A 20,369-nucleotide genomic window follows, 5' to 3' on the forward strand; every position below is an offset into this window, starting at 1 on the left:
TGACGTCATAAGACGTCACAGTGACGTCATGGACCTCACGCCCTACGTCGACCAGCTCCGCCGGGAGCTGGCGCTCGCCGCCGAGTTGGGTGGCGAGGAGGCCCGCGTGCTGGCCGAACGGCTGACCGCACCGCTCGAGTCCTCTCTCCGCCTCGCACTGCTCAGTGCGCTGTCCACCGCCGCGGAGGAGATCAGCAGCCAGCTGGCACCCGGCACCGTCGACGTCCGGCTGCGCGGCGGGGACATCGGCTTCGTCGTCACCGCCGCCGTCGCGCCCGCCGAGGACGCCGACCACCGGCCGGAGGCCGACGCGCCCGCCCCGCCCGCGGCCGCCGGCACCGGCGCCGACGACGGAGCCACGGCACGGATCACCCTCCGGCTCCCCGAGCAGCTCAAGACCCGGATCGAGGACGCGGCCGGCCGGGAGGGGTCCTCGGTCAACACCTGGCTGGTGCGCGCGGTGACGCGGGCCCTGGGGTCCGGGCCCACCACCGCCCCCACCGAACGACGACGCGGCCGGTGGTCGGGCCAGCAGTACTCCGGCTGGGTCCGCTGACCCGTCCCGCACCGCTCCCCGGCCGCCCCACACCCCGGAGGTCTGCTGCCATGCCGACGTTCGACACCCCCGCCCCCGTGCACGCCCGCGTCGACGTCTCGGGCGGCTCCCTCCGCGTCCGGGCCGCCGACCGCTCCGACACCGTCGTCGAGGTCCACCCGAGTGATCCGCACAGCTCCGCCGACGTCCAGGCCGCCCAGCAGACGCGGGTGGAGTACGCAGCGGGGAGGCTGCTGATCAGCTCACCCCGGCGGCCACGGCTGCACTTCTTCGGCGGCATGCCCTCGGTGGAGATCGACGTCTGCCTCCCGGCGGACTCGGTCGTGGAGGTCAGCTCCCTGGCCGGGGACGTCGACTGCGAGGGCCGGCTCGGCGACGTCCGGGTGGACGCGCGGTACGGCGACATCCGGATCGACCGGGCCGCCGGCGTGCACGCCCGCACCGCGGCCGGCGACGTCACGGTGGCCGCCGTCGACGGGGACGCCGACGCCGGCACCGCGTACGGCGGGATCCGCGTGCACGAGGCCCGGGGCGACCTCCGGCTCGACTCGTCGTGCGGAGACATCACCGTCGACCGCGCCCTCGGCTCGGTCGGTGCCACCACCCGCTACGGCGAGGTCCGGATCGGCCAGGCCGTCCGGGGCTCGCTGGTCCTCGAGACCGCCTACGGCGACGTCGAGGCCGGCGTCCGGGAGGGGACCGCCGCCTGGCTGGACGTGGCGGCCGGGTCCGGCAACGTCCGCAACCTGCTGACGCCCACCGGCGGACCCGAGGACGCCGAGGAGACCGTCGAGATCCGCGCCCGGACGGCCTACGGCGACATCGTCATCCGCCGCGCCTGACCGACACCCACGAGGAGACCCACCACATGACCACCACCGGCACCCCGGCCATCTCGGTCACCGGCCTGCGCAAGTCCTTCGGCCCGAAGCTCGTCCTCGACGGCCTCGACCTCACCGTCCCGGAGGGGACCGTCTTCGCCCTGCTCGGCCCCAACGGCGCCGGCAAGACGACCACCGTCGACATCCTGTCCACCCTCACCCCGGCCGACGGCGGCGAGGTGCGCATCGCCGGCCACGACCTGCACCGCGAACCGGACGCCGTGCGTGCCTCGATCGCGCTGACCGGCCAGTTCTCCGCCGTCGACGACCTCCTGACCGGCGCGGAGAACCTGCGGCTCATGGCCGACCTGCTGCACGTCGGCCGCCGCGAGGGGCAGCGCCGGGCCGCCGACCTGCTGGAGCGGTTCGACCTCGTCGACGCCGCCGGCCGGGTGCCGAGCACCTACTCCGGCGGCATGCGCCGGCGGCTGGACCTCGCGATGGGGCTGATGGGCGACCCCCGGGTGGTCTTCCTCGACGAGCCGACCACGGGTCTGGACCCGCGCAGCCGCCGGGCCATGTGGGACGTCGTCCGCGGGCTCGTGGCCGACGGCGTCACGATCCTGCTCACCACCCAGTACCTCGAGGAGGCCGACCAGCTGGCCGACCGGATCGGTGTCCTGGACGCCGGACGGCTGGTCGCCGAGGGCACCGCGGACGAGCTCAAGCGGATGGTGCCCGGCGGCCACGTCCGGCTCGAGTTCAGCGGGCCGGAGCCGCTCGAGCGGGCGGCCCACGCCCTCGGCGTGCCGCCCGCCGGCGACGGGGTGCTCGCCCTCGAGGTGACCGGCGACGGCAGCGTCGCCGCCCTGAAGTCCCTGCTCGCCCGCCTCGACGACGCCGGGATCGACGTCGCCGGGCTCACCGTGCACACCCCCGACCTGGACGACGTCTTCCTGGCCCTGACCGGCCACCCGACCCCTGCCGAGGTGACCGCATGAGCACGCTGGCACTGACCGTGCACGACTCCGCGACGATGCTGCGTCGCAACCTCAAGCGCGCCGTCCGCTACCCCGGGCTGACCGTGATCGTCGCGGCGATGCCGATCGTCTTCCTGCTGCTGTTCGTCTTCGTCTTCGGCGGGACGCTCGGCGCCGGGCTGGGACTGCCGTCCGGCGGCCGGGCGGAGTACCTCGCCTACGTCGTCCCCGGCATCCTGGTCCTCGCCATCACCGGCGGGGCGCAGGGGACGGCGATCGGCATCGCCATGGACATGACCGAGGGCATCATCGCCCGGTTCCGCACCATGTCGATCGCCCGCGCGTCGGTGCTCACCGGGCACGTCGTGAGCGCGGTGATCCAGACGATGGCCGGCCTGGCGATGGTCGTCGCCGTCGCGCTGCTGATCGGCTTCCGGCCGGAGGCGAACGCGCTGGAGTGGCTCGGGGTGATCGGCGTCCTGGCGATGACCAGCTTCGCGCTGTCCTGGCTGTCGATCGCGATGGGCCTGCAGACGAAGACCGTCGAGGCGGCCAGCAACCTGCCGATGCCGCTCATGCTCCTGCCCTTCTTCGGCAGCGGCTTCGTGCCGGTGGAGTCCATGCCGGCCGGGCTGCGCTGGTTCGCGGAGAACCAGCCGTTCACCCCGATCATCGAGACGACGCGTGGGCTGCTCACCGGGACGGCGATCGGCTCCAGCGGGCTGGTCGCGACGGCGTGGTGTGCCGCCATCGCCCTGGTCGGCTACCTCTGGGCGCGCACCAACTACGAGCGCCGCCCGGCTCGCTGAGTGCGAGGGACTCTCGGCGGCGAGAGTCCCCCTTGCGCCGGGACCCTCGGTGCCGGGAGTCCCGGCGTGTCGGCCGTGTCGCGGGAATGTCGTCCCCCCGCCCGGCGCTGAACGGAGCAATCCGCCGCACGACCGCGAGAGGTGCCGCATGCCCGCACTCCTGCAGGACCGCCCGGCCGCCCTCCCCGCCGACGACGAGACCCGCCCGCGTCCGTCGCGCCGCATGCGTCGTGTCCGCCGCCGTCTGGTCGCCGCCGGGATCGGGCTGGCCGTGCTCGTGCCGGTCGGCGCGAAGGTGGCCGACTGGCTGCCCGACAACCCGTTCGGGCAGGACACCGTCGACCGCAGCACCACCCCGCTGCTGGTGGCCCTCGAGGACCTGCAGGAGTACCACGCCGCGACCGGCACCTTCCAGGTCGTGGTCGACCGTGAGGTCGACACCCGCTACGTGCCCTCGGTGATCAGCGGCGAGCGGGTCAGCTTCCTCGCCACCGGGACCACGGACGCCTACGTCGACTTCGCGGGCCTGGAGACGGGCGCGGTCGCCCTGTCCGAGGACGGCACCTCGGCGACCATCGAGCTGCCGGCCCCCCGCCTGGACGAGGTGCGGATCGACCCCACCGAGAGCCGCGTCCTCGACCGCGACCGCGGGCTGTTCGAGCGGGTCGGCGACGCCTTCGGCGACAACCCGGTCGACGACACCGAGCTCTACGCGCTGGCCGAGGACCGGCTGGCCGCGGCCGCTGCGAGCAGCGACCTGCGCGAGCGCGCCGAGGAGAACACCCGCACCATGCTCACCGGCCTGGCCCGGTCCCTGGGCGTCGACCGGGTGGAGATCCGTTTCGACCAGCCCGCCGAGTAGGCCCCGCGCAGGGGGCCCGCCGCGAGCGGTGCGGGCAGGGGGCCCGGTCGTCAGCGCTGGCGGCAACCCCACCGCCGACCCCCCGCGGACTTCCGGCGCCGAGAGTCCGCGGGGGTCGGCTGACCCGCCTCAGCGCTTGAGCGCGTACTCCTTGAGCAGCCCCCGGCTGATGATCGTCTTCTGGATCTCGCTGGTGCCCTCACCGATGAGCAGGAACGGGGCCTCGCGCATGAGCCGCTCGATCTCATACTCCTTGGAGTAGCCGTACCCGCCGTGGATGCGGAACGACTGGGTGGTCACCTCGGCGCAGTACTCGCTGGCCAGCAGCTTGGCCATACCGGCCTCGACGTCGTTGCGCTCACCGCGGTCCTTGAGCCGGGCCGCGTTGACCATCATCAGGTGAGCGGCCTCGACCTTGGTCGCCATCTCGGCGAGCTGGAACGCGATGGCCTGGTGCTGGGCGATCGGCTTGCCGAAGGTCTCCCGCTGCTGGGCGTAGGCCACCGCCAGCTCGAAGGCCCGGATCGAGATGCCGCAGGCGCGGGCGGCGACGTTCACCCGGCCCACCTCGACGCCGTCCATCATCTGCGCGAAGCCGCGGCCGGGGACCCCGCCGAGGACGTCGTCGGCTGAGGCCCGGTAGCCGTCGAACACCAGCTCGGTGGTGTCGACGCCCTTGTAGCCCATCTTGTCGATCTTGCCGGGGATGGTGAGCCCGGGGAGGACCTCCCCGAAGCCGGCCGGCTTCTCCACCAGGAACGTGGTCAGGTTCTGGTGGGCCTTCTCCGCACCCTCGTCGGTGCGCACCAGCGCCGCCACCAGGGTCGAGCTCCCGCCGTTGGTCAGCCACATCTTCTGGCCGTCGATGACGTAGCCGCCGTCGGCCCGCTCGACGGCCTTGGTGCGGATGCCGGCGACGTCGGAGCCCAACCCCGGCTCGGACATCGAGAAGGCACCGCGCACCTCGCCGGTGGCCATGCGGGGCAGGTAGTACTCCTTCTGCTCCTGCGTGCCGTGCTGGCGCAGCATGTAGGCGACGATGAAGTGCGTGTTGATGACGCCGGAGACGCTCATCCAGCCGCGGGCGATCTCCTCGACGACGAGCGCGTAGGTCAGCAGCGACTCGCCGAGACCGCCGAACTCCTCGGGGATCATCAGCCCGAAGATGCCGAGCTCCTTGAGCCCGTCGACGATCTCCTGCGGGTAGACGTCGCCGTGCTCGAGCTCCTGGGCGTGCGGGATGATCTCCTTGTCGACGAAGCTCCTGACCGTCGACAGGATCTCCTGCTGGATGTCGGTCAGGTCGGCGGTCTGCGCCAGGCGGGTCATCGCGTCGCTCCTCCGGGGGCTCCGGTGTCCGGTTACCGGTGAGTATGGGCCCCGCCGCCGGGCTACCCGGTCCCCCGCCGGGGCGGGCTACCGTCGCGCCGGTGAGGTCCCGCCTGGCCGCCGCCGTCGCCGCCGCCGTCCTGCTGCTGGCCGGCTGCGGCAGCGACCCCGGGGACGGCGGGACCGCCACCCCCACCGGTGACCCCTCCCCCGCCCAGGCCGAGCAGTCGGCCGCGGCCGCCGCGGACCCGGCGGCGGCCGACACTCCCGCGGCGGCGGCCCTCGCGGTCGCGCTGCGGGCCGCGGACGTGCCGGCGGGCTGGTCGGTGCAGGCCAACCCGGTGCCCGACGGCGACCTCTCCGACGACCCGAGCCTCGACGGCATCTGCGGGGTCGCCTTCGCCTCCGACCAGCGCCGGACGGCGAAGTTCCCGGTCGTCGGACTGGACCCGGCCGGCGACGCGCTGCTCGCGTCGGAGGCGATCGCCTACGACTCGGCCGAGGCCGGCGCGCTCGCCCTGACCGAGCTCCGCGACGCCTTCGAGTCCTGCCCGGCCGAGGACCGCACCATCGTCGACCCGCCCGTCGTCGAGGGACTGGCCGGCACCGTCGTCGCGGTGCGCGTCCAACTCGCAGACGGGGCCGTGCAGGACGTGATCGCCCAGGGGCGTGGCGCGGTGGTCAGCGTGCTGATCGCGGAGGATGCTGCGGCGGGCGCGACGGCCGCCCAGGGCATCGCCACCCGTCTGGTCGCGCTGCCCGGGCCGGCGATCGGCCTCTGACCCCGCCCGAGAGGACCCAGATGACCAGCGACGACGGCCTGTACCGGGGCGACGCCGCCAGCCCACCGCCGCCGCAGTACGCACCGGTCGGCCCCGCGCCCGGCTACGCGCCACCTGCGGGCTGGGGCCCGCCACCTGGCTGGGGCCCGCCCCCCGGCTACGGCCCGCCCCCCGGCTACGGCCCGCCACCGGGCTCTCCGCTGCCCGGGTACGGCTACCAGCGGCCGACCAACACCCTGGCCATCCTCGCCCTGGTGATGGCGTTCGTCTTTGCCCCGGCCGGGCTGGTCCTCGGGATCGTCGCGCGGCGGCAGATCCGGGAGACCGGTGAGGAGGGCGACGGCCTGGCGCTGACCGGGATCATCGTCGGCGGCATCGTGTGCGGATTCGTCGTCCTCGCCATCGTGGGCTGGTTCGTCGCCGTGGCGTCGCTGGCCGGCGCCTCGTTCGGCCCCTGAACGGGACCCCCTGCACGGGAAGGGGGTCCTCCTACTCGGGCGGGGTGAACGAGGACGTCCGGGACATCCCGGCGGCTCGGCCCTTGCCCGCGATGACCAGGGCCATCTTGCGGCTGGCCTCGTCGATCATCTCGTCGCCGAGCATCGCCGACCCCTTGGCGCCGCCGGCTTCCGACGTGGCCCACTCGTAGGCGTCGAGGATCAGCTCGGCGTGGTCGTAGTCGGCCTGGGACGGTGCGTAGATCTCGTTGGCCGCGTCGATCTGGCCCGGGTGCAGCACCCACTTGCCGTCGAACCCGAGCATCGCCGAGCGCCGGGCCACCTCCTCGAACGCCGGCACGTCACGGACCTGGAGGAACGGGCCGTCGATGGCCTGCACGCCACAGGCCCGGGCGGCCATGAGGATCTGCATGAGGATGTAGTGGTACGGGTCGCCCGGGTAGTCCGGGTGCAGCGCCCCGACCACCAGGGACTTCATGTTGATGCTGGCCATGAAGTCGGCCGGGCCGTAGATGATCGTCTCGATGCGGGGGCTGGCGGCGGCGATCTGGTTGACGTTGATCAGCCCCCGCGCCGTCTCGATCTGCGCCTCGATGCCGATCCGGCCCACCTCCAGGCCGTTGGCCTTCTCGACCTGGGTGAGCAGCAGGTCCAGCGCCTGCACCTGGCCGGCGTCGACGACCTTCGGCAGCATCAGGCAGTCGAGTTCCGCGCCGGCGCCGCCGACGACCTCGATCACGTCGGTGAAGGTCCACTCCGTCGTCCAGTCGTTCACCCGGACCGTGCGGATCTTCTCGCCCCAGCCGCCCTCGTTCAGCGCCGCGACGATGTTCTTGCGCGCACCGGGTTTGGCCAGCGGCGCGCAGGCGTCCTCGAGATCGAGGAACACCTGGTCGGCCGGCAGCCCCTTGGCCTTCTCCAGGAACCGGGGGTTGCTGCCCGGGACGGCGAGGTTCGAACGGCGGGATCGGAGCTCGGCCACGCCCGGAGCGTAGCCACGACGGCCATCGTGGCCACGATGGCCGGGATCGGACCTCAGGTCGCGGGCTCGACCAGGGTGGACGGGCGGCTGGCCCGCACCACCAGCGCGACGCCGGCCACCACCAGGGCCACCCCGGGCAGGGCCAGCAGGGGCGGCACCTGCTGGAGGAAGACCAGCGCGAACAGCAGCGCGCCGGGGACCTCCAGCAGCACCACCAGGCTCACCACGGTCGGGCCGACCGAGGACAGCACCAGGTTGAGCAAGGTGTGCCCCAGCAGCTGGGCGCAGACGGTGATCGCCGCGATCAGCAGCCAGTCGCGGCCGCTGAACCCGCCCAGCGGGGCGTCCACGACGGCGGCCGAGACGGCGATCGCCACCGCGCAGACCGAGTAGCACACCACCGCGTAGGCCGACGTGGACAGCCGCTGCCGGGCCCGCGCGCCGGCCAGCACGTACCCACCGGCACAGATCGCGCCCAGCAGCGCCAGACCGTCACCGGCCAGGGCCTCGAGGCTGACCCGGACGTCGACGCCGGCGATGAGGCCGACGCCGAGCACCGCGAGCACCAGGCCCCACCAGATCGCCGCGGGCAGCCGCACCCCGCTGAGGCGGGCGGCCAGCGCGGTCCAGACGGGGGTGGTCGTCACCAGGGCCGTCGAGGCGGCGACGGTCGTCATCGACAGGCTGGGCAGCCAGGCGGCGAAGTGCGCGGCGAGGAAGAGCCCGGCGAGGACCGAGCTGCGCAGGTCGCGCAGCCGCAGCCCGGCCAGCGTCGAGCGCTCCCGGAGGAGCAGGACCGGCAGCAGGACGGCGGCGCCGCCGACGTTGCGCCAGAAGGCCAGCGCCAGCATCGGTGCGGTGACCAGGGTGGTCAGCGGCGCCGAGAGCGAGATGCCGACGACCGCCAGCGCCATGATGGCGACGTCCCGCCCCCCGGGCCGGTGCACCGCCCACGCCCCCGCCCCGGCCCCTTCCAGAGGCTCACGCCGAGCGGAGCGTGCAGGAGGAGCCACTCCTCCCCGCCCCTCGCACCCTCGGGCCCGGCCCCGGGAGTGGGCCTGAGAGGGGTCCTCTCTCAGGAGGGCACCCGGATGCGGCCGCGGGCGATGGGCACGACGGCACCGTGCGTGGTCGCCCCGACCGCGCGGCCACCCGAGGCGGTGACCGTGCACGAGAGCACCGACGGCCGACCCAGCCGCTCGCCCTGGCGGACCACGTAGGACGACGTCCCGTCGCCGGCGACCAGCCCGGCGGCCGCCAGCCACACGCCGGTGCCCAGGGCGGCCGAGCCGGTGGCCGGGTCCTCGCCCCACTGCAGGTCGGCGGCGAACACCCGGGCGTAGGCGGTCGCGCCGTCCCACGACAGGACCGAGACCCCCTCCCCCACGCCCAGCTCGCCCAGCAGCGCGGGGTCCGGCCGGGCCGCGTCGACCACCTCGGGCCGGACGGCGAGGAAGGTGAACGGCAGCCCGCAACCGGCCACGTGCGCCGGGACGCCGACCGCGTCGGCGGCCGACAGGCCCATCGCGCGCGCCAGCACCGCGGGGTCGGGACCGTCCTCGAGGGTCGGCGTCCCGCCCGACAGCGTCGCTCCCTCGTCGTCCACCACCAGGTCGAGGACGCCGACCCCGCACTCCTGCCGCAGCCGGCCCGCGGGCAGCCGGCCGGTGCGGACCAGCGTGTGCGCGGCGCCGACGCTCGGGTGACCGGCGAAGGGCAGCTCGGCGTAGGGCGTGAAGATCCGCACCCGGTAGTCGGCCGCCGGACCGCCGGCCGGGCCGGGGTGACCGTCACGCCCTGCCCGTGGCGCGCACAGGAACGAGGTCTCCGACAGGTGGAACTCGTCGGCCAGCGCCTGGCACTGCTCGGTGCTCAGGTCGTCGGCGTCGAAGACCACCGCCAGCGGGTTGCCCGCGAAGGCACGCGGGGCGAAGACGTCGACGACCTCGTAGTCGAGCTCTGCTCCGGGGGACGACACATCGGCGACGGTAGCCTCAGGACCCGTGACCGAGCTCGCGAGGTCACGCAGGGAGACAGCACCCCGGTCACGGGGCCGACGAGCTCGCGAGGAGGACCCGTGACCACGGTGACCAGGGCGTACGTCTCGCGGCTCGCCGGGCTGACCGTCTTCGACCCCAACGGTGACCGCGTCGGCAAGGTCCGCGACGTGGTCGTGGCGCTGCGGGTGGGGTCGGCCGCGCCGCGGGTCCTGGGCCTGGTCGTCGAGGTGGTCGCCCGCCGCCGGATCTTCGTGCCGATGGGCCGGATCACCGCACTGGACCCCGGTGCGGTGGTCCTCGGGTCCGGCACGCTGAACCTGAAACGGTTCGAGCAGCGGGCCGGCGAGACGCTGGTCCTCGGCGAGCTGCTGGACCGGTCGGTGCAGATCGCCGAGTCCGGCCGCCCGGCGCACGTGGTGGACGCCGGCATGGAGCAGCTCCGCACCGGCGACTGGGTGCTGTCCCGGCTGGCGGTGCAGGAGCCCGGCCGGATCGGCCGCCGGGGCCAGCTGCACCAGCTGGCGTGGGACGAGGTGCAGGGCCTGGCGCTGCCGCAGACCGGGCAGGGCGCCGAGACGCTGATCGCCACCTACCGGGAGCTCAACGCGGCCGACATGGCGCACGCGTTGCAGGAGCTGCCGATCAAACGCCGCCACGAGGTGGCCGAGGCGATGGACGACGAGCGCCTGGCCGACGTGCTCGGCGAGCTCCCCGAGGCCGACCAGATCGTCATCCTGGGCACGCTGACCGAGCACCGGGCCGCCGACGTGCTGGAGGTGATGGACCCCGACGACGCCGCCGACCTGCTCGCCGAGCTGTCCAACGTCGACCGCAACCGGCTGCTCGAGCTCATGGAGCCCGACGAGGCCGAGCCGGTGCGCCAGCTGCTGCAGTACTCCGAGGACACCGCCGGCGGGATCATGACCAGCGAGCCGGTCATCCTCACCCCCGACGCGACGATCGCCGAGGCCCTGGCCCGGGTGCGTGACCCGGAGCTGACGCCGGCGCTGGCCAGCCAGGTGTACGTCTGCCGGCCGCCGTCGGCGACGCCCACCGGCCGCTACCTGGGGCTGGCGCACATCCAGCGGCTGCTCCGCGAGCCGCCGTCCACCCTGGTCAGCGGGTCGCTGGACGACATGGAGCCGCTGCGGCCGGAGGCGCCGCTGGCCGAGGTGACCCGCTACTTCGCGACCTACAACCTGGTGGCCGCGCCGGTCGTCGACGCCCAGGGCCGGCTCGTGGGAGCGGTCAGCGTCGACGACGTCCTCGACCACCTGCTGCCCGACGACTGGCGCGAGCGGGCCCGTCGTGGTTGAGGGCCGCCGTCTCGACGTCCCGCGCGGGGCACGCGGCTTCGGCAGCGTCCTGCGGCTGGACCCCGACGCGATCGGCCGCTTCGCCGAGGGCATCGCCCGGTTCCTCGGCACCGGCCGGTTCCTCGCCGTCCAGACGATCATCGTCATCGTCTGGATCGCCCTGAACGTCTTCGCGGTGCAGCTGCGCTGGGACCCCTATCCGTTCATCCTGCTCAACCTGGCCTTCTCCACGCAGGCGGCCTACGCCGCGCCACTGATCCTCCTGGCGCAGAACCGGCAGGCCGACCGCGACCGCGTGCAGTCCGAGGAGGACCGTGCCCGCGCGGCCTCCACCCGCGCCGACACCGAGTACCTGGCCCGCGAGCTGGCCGCACTGCGGGTCGCGATCGGCGAGCTGGCCACCCGGGACTTCATCCGCGGCGAGCTCAGCCGTCTGTCCGACGACGGCGGCGAGGACGGCGAGCGGCGGGAGAAGAAGTCGAAGAAGAAGCGCGACCCCGTCAGCTGAGGACCGCGCGCAGCACGTCCAGCCCGGAGCCGGCCAGCCAGGTGGCCGGGGCGAGGCAGACGAGCGCCCACAGCCGCGTCCGGCCGTGCCGAGGGAGCACCACGACCACGACCGCGGCGACCAGCACGTCGGCGACCGCCTGCACGGGGTGGGCACCCGGGCCTGGGAGCACCGCGCCGCCGGCCAGCACGATCCCCGCCGCGCCGGCCAGCAGGCCCCCGGGGAGCGGGCCGGCCCGCCGGGTCGCCCACTGGGCCGCCGCACCCACCGCCGGGACCGCGGTGACCGACAGCAGCAGCCAGGCGCCGAGCAGCCGGTTCCAGCCGAACCCGAGGACGAGGGCGGCCCACGCGTAGTAGGCGACGCTCATCGCGGCGAAGAACACGGCAGCGCGGACCGCGGCCGCGCGCGGGGTGGCTGCCGCGCGCCCGATCACCGCCACCGCGAGGACCCAGCTGGCCGGGTAGGAGCCCAGGTCGGCGGCCCAGGCCAGGCTCGACTCGTCGGCCGCCTTGGCAACGCTCCCGGCGAGCAACCCCAGGACGGCGAGCAGCGGCAGCACCGTCGCCGTCCGCCGCCCCGCCGGCGCCGAGGTGACCGTCATCCGGAGCCCTCGAGCGGTTTGCCCAGGTGTACCAGCTGCACGGAGTCGCCGAGCCAGGACCGGCGCTCCTCGACGTAGCCCAGGCGCCGGTACAGCGCCAGGTTCTCCTCGCTGTCGGCCCCGGTGAACAGCGTCGCCCGCCGGGCCACCGGTGCGGCCGCGGACTCGAGCGCGGTCAGCAGCGCGGTGCCGATGCCGCGCCCCTGGCAGTCCGGTGCCACGGTCAGCCGGCCGATCGCGACGACCCCGTCGGACACCCTGCCACGCACCGAGCCGACGATGCGGGCACCGCGGACGGCGACCAGCGCCAGCACCTGCCCCAGCTCCGCCGTCAGGTCGTCGAGGTCCTGGACCAGCGGCGGCAGGTCGAGGTCGCGGTACCGGCGCGCCTCGGGGACGTAGGCGGCCCGCTGCAGGGTGAGGACCTCGCCGGCGTCCTCCGGCGTGGCACGGCGCAGCACGACCCCGGCGGGCAGGGGGTGGACGGCCGGGTCGTCGGTCACGGGACTCCTCTCCGGGCGCTGGGACGGCCCGGGCACCGTATGCCTCAGCCGGCGAGCACGTGCACCAGCGCGCCGGTCGCCCCGGCCAGCACGAGGACGACGATGAACGGCGCCCGCATCGCCAGGGCCAGGGCCGCCACGGCCAGCCCGGCCAGCCGCCCGTCGAGGACGAGCCGGTCGTCGGTCGTCGCCGCCTGCACGGCCACCAGCGCGGCCAGCAGCGCGGCCGGCACGAAGTCGACGACGCGGGTCACCCACGGCCGCTGCACCCAGGCCGACGGCACCGACAGGCCCGCCAGCTTGAGCAGGTAGCAGCCCAGCGAGGCGACGAGCACCACCGTCCACAGCGTGCCGCCGCTCACGAGGTCACCGCCGCCGGCCGCGGCCGGCCGGCCAGTGCGACCGCGACGGCAGCCGCGACCACCTGGACGCCGGGCGGCACGACCGGGGTGAGCAGGAGCGCGACCGCCGCGCCGGCCAGCGCCACCCGCCGCTGGACGGCGGCCTCGGGGTACCCGCGCTGCAGCCGCGGCCACAGCAGCGCCAGGAAGGCGGCCGGCACGACGGCGTCCAGCGCCGCCCGCGCGGTCTCGCCGAGCGCGGCCGCGCCCAGCGCCCCGGCCACCGTCGTCGCGTTCCAGGTGAGGTACAGCGTGGCACCGCCGACGACGAAGGCCAGCCGCGCCTGCCGGCGGTCGGGGGCGGCCACCGCCAGCGCCGTCGTCTCGTCGATCACCCAGTGAGCGGCACCCAGCCGCCGCCACCACCCCCGCGGCTCCAGCAGCGGGAGCAGGCGCACGCCGTAGAGGGTGTTGCGGGTGCCGAGCAGCAGCGCGCTGCCGATGGCGGCCGGCCCGCCGCCCCCGGCGCCGAGCACCCCGACCAGCGCGAACTGCGAGGCGCCGGTGAACATCAGCGCGGAGAGGACGACGGCCTGCCACACGGCGAGCCCGGCGGCGTCGGCAGCGGCACCGAACGCGGCACCGTAGAGCCCGACGGCCAGCCCCAGCCCCATCGCGTCGCGCAGGGTGGCGGAACGGGCGTCGGACACGGCGACGAGGCTAGTGACCACCGCCGACCGTCCCGGTGAGTACCGGATCACCCCTGCTCGCCCCGGGTCCCCGCCGGCTCCGCAGTACAGTGGGGAGAGGACCCGTGTGCGCAGGTCGCCGCCGCCTCGCGGCTGACCGGACCGGGTGCTCCCGCCGAAGGAGACAGACGCAACCATGTCCGCCCCGCTGACCGGCACGCCGGCGCTCGACGCCGTCACGGCCGCTCTGGCCACCGTGCAGGACCCGGAGATCAACCGCCCGCTGACCGAGCTGGGCATGGTCAAGGACGTGCAGATCGATGCCGACGGCACCGTCCGCGTCGCGGTCTACCTCACCGTCTCCGGCTGCCCGATGCGCGAGACCATCACCAACCGGGTCACCCAGGCGGTCTCCGCCGTCGCCGGGGTCCGCGCCGTCCAGGTCGAGCTCGACGTGATGGACGACGAGCAGCGCGCCGAGCTGCGCCGCACCGTGCGCGGCACCGACGCCCCCGACCCGGTCATCCCGTTCGCCCAGCCGGGCTCGCTGACCCGCGTGTACGCCGTCGCCTCGGGCAAGGGCGGTGTCGGCAAGTCCAGCGTCACCGTCAACCTGGCCGCGTCGCTGTCCAAGCGCGGCCTGTCGGTGGGGGTCGTGGACGCCGACATCTACGGCCACTCCGTGCCGCGGATGCTCGGGGTCGACGACAAGCCGACCCAGGTCGACAACATGATCATGCCGCCGCAGGCGTACGGCGTGAAGGTCATCTCGATCGGCATGTTCACGCCCGGCAACACCCCCGTCGTCTGGCGCGGGCCGATGCTGCACCGGGCGCTGCAGCAGTTCCTCGCCGACGTGTGGTGGGGCGACCTCGACGTCCTGCTGCTGGACCTGCCGCCGGGCACCGGCGACGTCGCGATCTCGATCGCCCAGCTGCTGCCGAACGCCGAGATCCTGGTGGTCACCACGCCGCAGCTCGCCGCCGCCGAGGTGGCCGAGCGGGCCGGGGCCATCGCCACCCAGACCCACCAGCAGGTGGTCGGGGTCATCGAGAACATGTCGTGGATGGACCTCCCCGACGGCTCGCGCGTCGAGGTCTTCGGCTCCGGTGGTGGCGAGGCCGTCTCCGACGCACTGACCCGCACCCTGGGTGCCCGCGTCCCGCTGCTCGGTCAGATCCCGCTGGACACCCGGGTGCGCGAGGCCGGCGACGCGGGCGCCCCGGTGGTGCTGGCCGAGCCGGAGTCCCCCGCGGCGAAGGCCCTGACCGCGATCGCCGACGGGCTGGCCAGCCGGCAGCGCGGCCTGGCCGGCATGTCGCTGGGGCTCAGCCCGGTCCGCCGCTGAGAGAGGACCCCGTCCTCCCCGCCCTTCGCGAGCTCAGGGCGGGACGGGACGGGGCCACCCCCACCGCTCGCGCGCTGGGGCCCTCGAGGTGGCCGCGGCGTCGTCATCCCGTGCGCGGCTCGGCGTGCGGCCGTCCCTTGAGCTCGTGGAACCCCTCGGTGGCCGTCACCAGGAGGGTGCCGTCCCACAGCCGGCCGGCCGCCTCCCCGCGCGGGACGCGGGACACCACCGGGCCGAACCACGCCGTCCGGCGGGCATCCGGCCCCTCCACCGCCACGATCGGGGTGCCCACGTGCGGGCCGACCAGCCGCACGCCGGCCGCGTGCGACGCCCGCACCACGTCGTCGGACCCGGCCGAGCCCATCACCGCGGCCAGGTCGGCGGGCAGACCGAGGCGCGCCAGGAGCCCGGGGACGTCCGGCCACTCACCCCGCTCGTGCACCGCCTCGCCGTAGGAACGGTAGAGCGCCGCCAGGGAGTCCTGGCCGTACCGCTCCCCGACGACGGCGAACAACCGCACCGGCTGCCAGAGCCACCCCTCGGGATCCCCCTCGGGGTCGTCGTCGCGCCCCTCGTTGAGCACCGCCAGGCTCATCACGTGCCAGCGCGCCCGCACCGGCCGCACCTGCTCGACCTCACGGAGCCAGCAGGCGGTCAGCCAGGTGTAGGGGCAGCTCGGGTCGAACCAGCAGTCGACGACCACCCCGTCCACGTCTAGGGAGCCTGCCAGCCGGGCGGGGCTGTGGACCGGTCGCAGGGCCGGGGAGTTCCCGGCCCGGACGCGCGCAGGGGCTCAGCGCGGACCGGGACGGCACGTGGCCGCGGGGTCGTCCGGAGGACGACGGATCACGTCGCGTCGGGGTCGAACGGGGGCGGGGTCCCGGCGTCGCGGGAGCGGACCGCCGTGGCCCCCGAGGACGCCTTGGTGAGGCCGACCGAGCCGTTGGTGCCGCCGCGGCGGACCGGGGGGGCGTCGTCGTCGGCCAGCAACTGGTTCCGGATGAACGTCTTCGGGTGGTACTGGCGGAGGTCGAGGTCGCGCAGGTGGGCGAGGTCCTCGCCCAGCGACTCGTCCATCTGGGCCCGCATGCCGGTGATCGCCGAGCGGGCCTTCTTCAGGCCGGCGGCCGCGTCCTTGGCCAGGTCGGGCAGACGCTCGGGACCGAAGATGAACAGCGCGGCGAGCGCGAGGACGATGATCTCGCCCCAGCCGATCGAGTCGAACACGCTCCGCTCCCCTCTCCCCACGGATCCCCTGCGCCCGCGGACCCCAGCCTAGGTGCGTTCCCGCCCGGAGTCAGTGCCCACATGGGGGGGCCTCAGGCCTCGTCCAGGACCGCCTCGACGGTCTGCGACGAGCCGTTGCGGACCAGCTCGACGCTGATCGTCTCGCCGGGCTCGTGCGCGTCGACCGCGACCACCAGTTCCTCGGAGCTGCCGACGGCGTCCCCGTCGACGGCGATGATGACGTCCTGCTCGCGGATGCCGGCCTCGGCCGCGGCGCTGCCGGGCTCGACGTTGACCACCAGCGCGCCGTCCCGGGCGCTGTCGGTGACCGAGCGGGCGTTGACGCCCAGGGCGGCGTGCACGGCGCGCCCGGTGCTGATCAGCTGCTCGGCGATGTCCCGGACGGTGTCGATCGGGATGGCGAAGCCCAGGCCCACGCTGCCGCCGCCCAGCGACGCGATCGCGGTGTTGATGCCGATGACCTCGCCGGCGCCGTTGACCAGCGCGCCGCCGGAGTTGCCCGGGTTGATGGGGGCGTCGGTCTGCACGGCGCTGATGACCGCGTTGGTGTCACTGCCCTCGCCGGAGAGGCGGACCGGCCGGTCCAGGGCGCTGACGATGCCGCTGGTGACCGTGCTGGCCAGGCCGAGCGGGGAGCCGATGGCCACCACCGGGTCCCCGACGACGACGTCGCCGGAGTCGCCGAGCGCGGCCGTCAGCAGGGCGGGCTTCTCGACCTTGAGGACGGCGACGTCGCTGGCCGGGTCGCGCCCGACGATCCGGGCGGCCGACCCGCTGCCGTCGAAGAACACCGCGCGGATCTCGGCGCCCTCCACCCCGTCGGCCCCGGAGATCACGTGGTTGTTGGTGACGATGTAGCCGTTCGCGCCGTCGATGACGACCCCCGAGCCGGTGGCGCCGGCCTCGCCGAGGCGCACCTCCACCGAGACGACCGCGGGGGTCACCCGCTCGGCGATGTCGGAGACCGAGCCCGGTTCGCGGGCCACGCCCTCCTCCGACTCGTTGAGCTGCGTGCCCGGCGCCAGCAACGGCGACTCGTCCGCCGTGCGGGTGAGCAGGTAGCCCGCCGCACCGCCCAGGGCGCCGATCAGCAGGACGGCGAGGACCACCAGGACCGAGAGCCGGATCGACAGGTCGCGCAGCCGCAGCCGCTTGCGGCCCTTCGGGTCCACCACGATCGGCCCGGACTGCTCGTCCTCCTCGAACACCGCCGGGCCGGTGAGCCCCGCCGGGGCGTGCGGGTCCCGCCAGGGGTCGGCGCGCGCGTCGGCCTTCCACCACGGACCGGTGGCGGTGCGCCGGCGCCCGGGGCGACCGCCCGGAGGCTCCTGGAGCCCGCGCGCGGCGGCCACCGGCGGCGCGAACGCACGCAGGACGGCCTCGGGCGGGGGCGGCGGGACGGGCGGCGGCGGTGGCGTCGGGCGATCGCCGGCGAAGCTGCCGTCGACCCTGGCGGGGCGGCCGAAGGCGGCCTGCTGGGCGGGGCTCGTCGCGGGCGGTGAGACCAGCACGGGTCTCGGGGCGTCGTGCGGCGGGTCGAAGCCGCCGACGCCGTCCCGTGGGCGCGAGAAGACCTCGTCGGGGACGTCGGCCGACGGCGCCGGGACCGCGCTCTGCGGGTCCTCGGGCAGCGGGTCCTCCCCCGTCGGGGTTCCGGTCGGGCGGTTCAGGGCGTCCCGCCCGTGCCGGTGTTCCGGGAGGTGTCCACGGTGACGGCCCGGACCACCGGCGGCACGATCTCGGTGCGCTCACCCGGGGAGGGACCGGCCACCGACGCGGGCGGCGTCCGGTCGCGGTCGATGCCGTCGGCGGGCAGGTTCAGGGCGAGCGCCGTGACGCCGAGACCGAGCCCGGCGAGCGCGCCCGCGACGCCGCGGCGCAGCCAGCGGGCCTGGCCCGGGTGGCCCGGCGCGACCGGAGCCGGGTCCAGCGGGACCGACCACGACCCGGAGGCACCGCTGACGGTCAGCTGTCCCCGGCCCACGCTGAGGGCGCCCGGGCCGCCCCCGATGCCGGGGACGTCGGTGGTGAAGGGGATGGCGCGCAGCCGGGAGAGCAGGTCGCCGGGCACGGTCACGTCGGCACAGGTGTGCAGCGCCTCCTTGGCCTCCCGCTGGGCCTGCACCGCCATGCGGCACTGCGCGCAGCCGGTGAGGTGCCGGGCGGCGCGGGCAGCGGGACCGCCGGCCAGCTCGCCGTCCACCAGGGCGGCGATGGCCTCCTGCGCCAGGTGGCTCTCCGGGATGCTCACCCCAGCCCTCCGTCGGCGGCCACCGGACGGCGCGGGGCCAGGTGCGCCAGGGCCTCGCGCAGCTGCACCCGGCCGCGGTGGATGCGGCTGCGGACCGTGCCGAGCTTGATGCCGAGGGTCGCCGCGATCTCCTCGTAGGTGAGGCCCTCGATGTCGCAGAGGACGACGGCGACCCGGAACTCCGGGGAGAGCGCGTCGAGGGCCGCCTGCACCTGCGGGTCGAGGTGGGTGTCGGAGTAGACCTGCTCCGGGCTCGGCGCGGTGCCCGGCAGTCGCTCGGTGTCCTCGGGCAGCGCGTCGAACCGGATCCGCTGGCGCCGGCGGACCATGTCGAGGAAGAGGTTGGTCGTGATGCGGTGCAGCCAGCCCTCGAAGGTGCCGGGCGAGAAGTCGGCGAGGGAGCGGAACACCCGGACGAACGTCTCCTGGGTCAGGTCCTCGGCGTCCTGCGGGTTGCCCGACAGCCGGTAGGCCAGGCGGTAGACCCGGGCGGAGTGGTCGCGGACGACCTGCTCCCACGTCGGCGCCACCCAGGGCTCGACGCCGGCGCCGGTGGCAGCGGCGTCGTGGCCGGGGAGAGGGGCGTCGGGCACGCCTCCAGGATCGCAGACGGAGGCAGTGGCGGCCCCTCCGACGTCGGCGGGTCGGGGGGTCGCGGCTCGCTTGGGGCGCACGTCGGGGACAACGGGCCGGAGTCGATGTCGTGTTCCCGTTCACAGGGAGCTCACAGCTGGCCGGTCGCACGGGCGGGACCCCGACCGGCCACTACCCTCGCCCGGTGATGAGCGCCGAGGCACCGGGGCCGGGGAGGGACGTCGCCGCGTACGCCGACCGCTTCGCGACCGAGACGCCGGCCCTCCTGGCCGCCCGGGCACGCGCATCGCGGCTGTCCGGACCGCCCCCGGTGGGGCCCGCCGTCGGAGCCACCCTCGCGGTGCTGGCGGCCGGTGGCGCAGCCCGGTCGGTGGTCTCGATCGGCAGTGGTGGCGGGGTGGTCGGGCTGTGGCTGCTGCAGGGGATGCGTCCCGACGGCGTCCTCACCGCCCTGGACGGCGACCCCGAGCAGCTGCGCGCCGCACGGACGGCGTTCGCCGAGGCCGGCTTCGCGCCCGGGCGGACCCGGATGATCTTCGGCACGCCCGGGGAGGTGCTGCCCCGGCTGTCCCCCGGCGCCTACGACATGGTGGTCTGCGCGGGAGCCCCGACCGAGTACGCGGCGCACCTCGGCGCGCTGGTCGAGCTGGTGCGGGTGGGCGGCACGCTGACCCTGCACGGCCTGCTCGACGGCGGCCGGATCGCCGACCGCTCGGCCCGCGACGAGCAGACGGTCACCTGGCGGGAACTCGCTCGCCGGGTGCGGGAGCACGAGGACCTCACCGCCGCCGTCCTGCCGATCGGGGCTGGCCTGCTGGTGGCGACCCGGCGCCGCTGACGGACGCGCGGGGAGGCCGGCGCTCAGCCGAACGGGTACGCCGCGACCGCCTGCCACGGGCCGCCGAGGTAGCGCCACAGGCCCAGGCCGCGCGCCGGCACGGCGCCGGGGACGAACCCCTCGGCCAGCCGGTCCCGCAGCCCGCGGGCGACCGCCGGGTCGACCTTGTTCTGCACCGTGACGTGCGGCGCGTGCCGCTGGCGGTCCTGCGGGGTGAGCCACGGGTGCCACGCGGCCGCGAGCCCGGCGCGCAGGGCGGCGAGCTCGGCCGACTCCAGGGTGTAGGCGACGCCCCGGCCGAGCAGCCGCAGCCCGGTGACGGCGACCTCGAACGGCGGACGTGCGGCCGCGGCCTCGAGGTCGGCGGCCACGGCGTCCACCCGGTCGCCCGGCAGCGCGTGGAAGAGCGTGACGTGCGCGCCGACGTGGTTGCGCTCGGGAGGGAAGTGCGCGGCGCGCAACCGGTCGAACCGCGCCTGCGCCTCGTCCCCCAGCAGCAGCGTCACGATCAAGGGCTCGGACACGCGGGCGTCCTCCGGTGGCGTGACGG

General features: G+C 75.1%; 25 protein-coding genes. 11 read left to right on the forward strand and 14 right to left on the reverse strand.

What is annotated here, in order from left to right; all coding sequences use genetic code 11:
* Window positions 1-28: 28 nt before the first annotated feature.
* From GCU56_RS18915 to GCU56_RS18935, 5 genes are all read left to right on the forward strand, one after another.
* On the forward strand, window positions 29-556 hold the full coding sequence (locus tag GCU56_RS18915) for a hypothetical protein (protein ID WP_163483301.1): 528 nt from the start codon (window positions 29-31) through the stop codon (window positions 554-556).
* Window positions 557-606: 50 nt separating this feature from the next.
* Window positions 607-1,398: a DUF4097 family beta strand repeat-containing protein gene (locus GCU56_RS18920; RefSeq protein WP_163483302.1), complete on the forward strand. Its 792-nt coding sequence runs from the start codon at window positions 607-609 to the stop codon at window positions 1,396-1,398.
* Window positions 1,399-1,424: 26 nt separating this feature from the next.
* Window positions 1,425-2,378 carry an ATP-binding cassette domain-containing protein gene (locus tag GCU56_RS18925; protein WP_163483303.1) on the forward strand — a complete coding sequence of 318 codons (954 nt, stop codon included), beginning with the start codon at window positions 1,425-1,427 and terminating at the stop codon, window positions 2,376-2,378.
* Window positions 2,375-3,166, forward strand: coding sequence for an ABC transporter permease (locus GCU56_RS18930; protein WP_163483304.1), 792 nt, complete (start codon window positions 2,375-2,377; stop codon window positions 3,164-3,166). The genes GCU56_RS18925 and GCU56_RS18930 overlap by 4 nt, the downstream gene beginning before the upstream one ends.
* Before the next feature lie 148 nt (window positions 3,167-3,314).
* Window positions 3,315-4,028, forward strand: coding sequence for a DUF4230 domain-containing protein (locus GCU56_RS18935; RefSeq protein WP_163483305.1), 714 nt, complete (start codon window positions 3,315-3,317; stop codon window positions 4,026-4,028).
* Between the two features lie 129 nt (window positions 4,029-4,157).
* Here the strand turns inward: GCU56_RS18935 and GCU56_RS18940 are convergent, their stop codons facing one another.
* Entirely contained in the window at window positions 4,158-5,357 is a 1,200-nt protein-coding gene (locus GCU56_RS18940) for an acyl-CoA dehydrogenase family protein (protein WP_163483306.1), read from the reverse strand.
* A 101-nt stretch (window positions 5,358-5,458) separates the two neighbouring features.
* Here GCU56_RS18940 and GCU56_RS18945 point away from each other — a divergent pair, with 101 nt between their 5' ends.
* Window positions 5,459-6,139, forward strand: a complete 681-nt coding sequence (locus GCU56_RS18945; protein ID WP_163483307.1) for a hypothetical protein — start codon at window positions 5,459-5,461, stop codon at window positions 6,137-6,139.
* Window positions 6,140-6,159: 20 nt separating this feature from the next.
* Window positions 6,160-6,597: a DUF4190 domain-containing protein gene (locus GCU56_RS18950; protein WP_163483308.1), complete on the forward strand. Its 438-nt coding sequence runs from the start codon at window positions 6,160-6,162 to the stop codon at window positions 6,595-6,597.
* Between the two features lie 31 nt (window positions 6,598-6,628).
* Here the strand turns inward: GCU56_RS18950 and GCU56_RS18955 are convergent, their stop codons facing one another.
* The 3 genes from GCU56_RS18955 to GCU56_RS18965 form a co-directional block, all read right to left on the reverse strand.
* Window positions 6,629-7,579, reverse strand: coding sequence for an aldolase/citrate lyase family protein (locus GCU56_RS18955; protein ID WP_163483309.1), 951 nt, complete (start codon window positions 7,577-7,579; stop codon window positions 6,629-6,631).
* 53 nt (window positions 7,580-7,632) lie between these two features.
* Window positions 7,633-8,526, reverse strand: coding sequence for a DMT family transporter (locus GCU56_RS18960; protein ID WP_345771939.1), 894 nt, complete (start codon window positions 8,524-8,526; stop codon window positions 7,633-7,635).
* A 128-nt stretch (window positions 8,527-8,654) separates the two neighbouring features.
* Window positions 8,655-9,557 carry a PhzF family phenazine biosynthesis isomerase gene (locus GCU56_RS18965; protein WP_163483310.1) on the reverse strand — a complete coding sequence of 301 codons (903 nt, stop codon included), beginning with the start codon at window positions 9,555-9,557 and terminating at the stop codon, window positions 8,655-8,657.
* Between the two features lie 99 nt (window positions 9,558-9,656).
* Between GCU56_RS18965 and GCU56_RS25330 the strand changes: the two genes are divergently transcribed.
* A complete protein-coding gene (locus tag GCU56_RS25330; protein ID WP_163483311.1) occupies window positions 9,657-10,895 on the forward strand; it encodes a magnesium transporter MgtE N-terminal domain-containing protein in 1,239 nt (412 codons plus the stop codon).
* Complete coding sequence (locus GCU56_RS18975) at window positions 10,888-11,403, forward strand: DUF1003 domain-containing protein (protein ID WP_163483312.1); 516 nt, start codon at window positions 10,888-10,890, stop codon at window positions 11,401-11,403. The genes GCU56_RS25330 and GCU56_RS18975 overlap by 8 nt, the downstream gene beginning before the upstream one ends.
* On the opposite strand, the gene GCU56_RS18980 is transcribed toward GCU56_RS18975, so the two are convergent.
* Genes GCU56_RS18980 through GCU56_RS18995 form a run of 4 tightly spaced genes read right to left on the reverse strand, consistent with a single transcriptional unit; the run spans window position 11,396 to window position 13,561 of the window.
* Window positions 11,396-12,007: a DUF6518 family protein gene (locus GCU56_RS18980; protein ID WP_163483313.1), complete on the reverse strand. Its 612-nt coding sequence runs from the start codon at window positions 12,005-12,007 to the stop codon at window positions 11,396-11,398. The genes GCU56_RS18975 and GCU56_RS18980 overlap by 8 nt on opposite strands.
* The gene (locus GCU56_RS25335; protein WP_204332415.1) at window positions 12,004-12,510 is read right to left on the reverse strand and encodes a GNAT family N-acetyltransferase; all 507 of its coding nucleotides are present in this window, start codon (window positions 12,508-12,510) and stop codon (window positions 12,004-12,006) included. The genes GCU56_RS18980 and GCU56_RS25335 overlap by 4 nt, the downstream gene beginning before the upstream one ends.
* Window positions 12,511-12,554: 44 nt before the next feature.
* On the reverse strand, window positions 12,555-12,872 hold the full coding sequence (locus tag GCU56_RS18990) for an AzlD domain-containing protein (protein ID WP_163483314.1): 318 nt from the start codon (window positions 12,870-12,872) through the stop codon (window positions 12,555-12,557).
* Window positions 12,869-13,561, reverse strand: a complete 693-nt coding sequence (locus tag GCU56_RS18995; RefSeq protein ID WP_345771940.1) for an AzlC family ABC transporter permease — start codon at window positions 13,559-13,561, stop codon at window positions 12,869-12,871. The genes GCU56_RS18990 and GCU56_RS18995 overlap by 4 nt, the downstream gene beginning before the upstream one ends.
* Window positions 13,562-13,736: 175 nt before the next feature.
* Here GCU56_RS18995 and GCU56_RS19000 point away from each other — a divergent pair, with 175 nt between their 5' ends.
* Window positions 13,737-14,888 carry an Mrp/NBP35 family ATP-binding protein gene (locus GCU56_RS19000; protein WP_163483315.1) on the forward strand — a complete coding sequence of 384 codons (1,152 nt, stop codon included), beginning with the start codon at window positions 13,737-13,739 and terminating at the stop codon, window positions 14,886-14,888.
* Between the two features lie 103 nt (window positions 14,889-14,991).
* Here GCU56_RS19000 and GCU56_RS19005 read toward each other — a convergent pair whose 3' ends face one another.
* The 5 genes from GCU56_RS19005 to sigE all read right to left on the reverse strand — a co-directional run bounded on the left by GCU56_RS19005 (window position 14,992) and on the right by sigE (window position 18,980).
* The gene (locus GCU56_RS19005) at window positions 14,992-15,600 is read right to left on the reverse strand and encodes a mycothiol-dependent nitroreductase Rv2466c family protein (protein WP_204332416.1); all 609 of its coding nucleotides are present in this window, start codon (window positions 15,598-15,600) and stop codon (window positions 14,992-14,994) included.
* Between the two features lie 134 nt (window positions 15,601-15,734).
* Window positions 15,735-16,115 (reverse strand): twin-arginine translocase TatA/TatE family subunit, encoded by a 381-nt coding sequence (locus GCU56_RS19010; protein WP_163483316.1) that lies wholly within the window; start codon window positions 16,113-16,115, stop codon window positions 15,735-15,737.
* A 92-nt stretch (window positions 16,116-16,207) separates the two neighbouring features.
* Window positions 16,208-17,647 (reverse strand): S1C family serine protease, encoded by a 1,440-nt coding sequence (locus tag GCU56_RS19015; RefSeq protein WP_345771941.1) that lies wholly within the window; start codon window positions 17,645-17,647, stop codon window positions 16,208-16,210.
* 155 nt (window positions 17,648-17,802) lie between these two features.
* A complete protein-coding gene (locus tag GCU56_RS19020) occupies window positions 17,803-18,387 on the reverse strand; it encodes a zf-HC2 domain-containing protein (protein WP_163483317.1) in 585 nt (194 codons plus the stop codon).
* Window positions 18,384-18,980: an RNA polymerase sigma factor SigE gene (gene sigE, locus GCU56_RS19025; protein ID WP_163483318.1), complete on the reverse strand. Its 597-nt coding sequence runs from the start codon at window positions 18,978-18,980 to the stop codon at window positions 18,384-18,386. The genes GCU56_RS19020 and sigE overlap by 4 nt, the downstream gene beginning before the upstream one ends.
* A 188-nt stretch (window positions 18,981-19,168) precedes the next feature.
* Here sigE and GCU56_RS19030 point away from each other — a divergent pair, with 188 nt between their 5' ends.
* Window positions 19,169-19,819, forward strand: coding sequence for an O-methyltransferase (locus GCU56_RS19030; RefSeq protein ID WP_163483319.1), 651 nt, complete (start codon window positions 19,169-19,171; stop codon window positions 19,817-19,819).
* A 23-nt stretch (window positions 19,820-19,842) separates the two neighbouring features.
* On the opposite strand, the gene GCU56_RS19035 is transcribed toward GCU56_RS19030, so the two are convergent.
* Window positions 19,843-20,343, reverse strand: coding sequence for a 2'-5' RNA ligase family protein (locus GCU56_RS19035; RefSeq protein ID WP_345771942.1), 501 nt, complete (start codon window positions 20,341-20,343; stop codon window positions 19,843-19,845).
* Between the last annotated feature and the right edge of the window lie 26 nt (window positions 20,344-20,369).

The sequence above is a fragment of the Geodermatophilus sabuli genome (assembly GCF_010686765.1).
GTDB lineage: Bacteria > Actinomycetota > Actinomycetes > Mycobacteriales > Geodermatophilaceae > Geodermatophilus > Geodermatophilus sabuli_A.